Origin of the sequence: Bacteroides muris (ex Fokt et al. 2023) (genome assembly GCF_024704895.1) — a bacterium.
Taxonomy (GTDB): domain Bacteria; phylum Bacteroidota; class Bacteroidia; order Bacteroidales; family Bacteroidaceae; genus Bacteroides; species Bacteroides muris.
This window is the reverse complement of record NZ_JAMZEE010000098.1, coordinates 1-1,227: the sequence shown is the minus strand read 5'-3', so window position 1 is coordinate 1,227 and position 1,227 is coordinate 1. Positions and strand designations below refer to the sequence as shown.

Annotated in this window: 1 protein-coding gene and 1 pseudogene; both read left to right on the top strand. The window is 43.9% G+C overall.

The features are described 5' to 3' along the window. A pseudogene (locus tag M1B78_RS18370) lies at positions 1-771 on the top strand (hypothetical protein); the annotation flags it as partial. A gap of 25 nt (positions 772-796) precedes the next feature. After that, on the top strand, positions 797-1,227 hold a 431-nt coding region (locus tag M1B78_RS18365; RefSeq protein ID WP_257941486.1), incomplete at its 3' end, for a hypothetical protein.

Genomic DNA, 1,227 nt, shown 5'->3' with positions numbered 1-1,227 from the left:
GCCAGTGAGCCGCGTCCGAGAGGTTTTTTCGCCAAAGGTAACACGTATGTGTGGAATGAGGAGTTCCATGACATCGTACTGGCCACATTTAACAATCGCACCATTCCGTTTCGGGTACGGGCTTACGGTACGTCGGTCACTGTCGCACCCACCTTGATAGACGGTGATGCGAATTGGGAGGCGGCACAGCAGTTTATGTTTGTAGCTATGGATATGGCTTTAGCGAGAAAAATACGTGCCGATGAAATCCTTGTGGATGATTTGGTGGTACAGAATGTGCTGGCAAGGGATAAGAATGGAAATGTCACTTGTAGCATTGATGGTGAGACTGGAGAAGTCAATGTTCAAGGAAAAATTACAGCGACAGCGGCATTCATAAAGATACATGGGTTTAGTTCCAATGAAGGCTACTTTTACCTGAACCCCAATTTTGGTTCGGATTTTGGCAATGGGCGTCCCAGTAGAATAGGCCAAAGTGAATACATGCTTCCCAGCTCTGCCCAATGTGTGGGTATGAAAATATCCTTGATCATATATAATAATTCTTCAGGGAGCACATATGGCTATGTGTCAGTTGTGACATCGGACGGATTTAATGATCTGGAGTTGGTTGACGGTCAATTCCATTATTGCAATAAGGCTCATATCACAGACCCTGGTGTTTATGAATTCATATCATTGGGAGGAGTCTGGATTTCAACCAATAAAAATGGCATTTCGTATTCGTATGCTGATTTGGGTGACCATGATTACGAAAACCCGGTTAATTAACAAACTAATATAAATGGAAAGATGTATGAAAGTTTTTTATGAAAGCAAGTTAGCGAAATGGCTGCTGTGGCAGGACTACAGCACCATCACATTGGGATGCTTCGTCTTCACCAAGAAAAGCAAGGAGGAGATGAAGCAGAGTACACTTAACCATGAGGCGATTCATGTGCGCCAATGGGAAGAATGTATGATTGCATCGGCTGTGCTGCTGACATTAATCATGCTGTTTGCCGGGTTCAACTTATGGGTATATCTACTTTGCCCGTTGTGGTTCTACCTTCAGTATGGGTTGGAGTACGCAATATCCTACATGTATCACTTATGCCGTAACCGGTGTTGGGTGAATGTGGGTGATAAGGCTTACGGAAATTCCGCGTTTGAAATGGAAGCGGAAGCCAACGAAGAGGTAGACGGTTATCTTGATGTGAGAACTCCTTTTGAGTTCTTCAGATATTA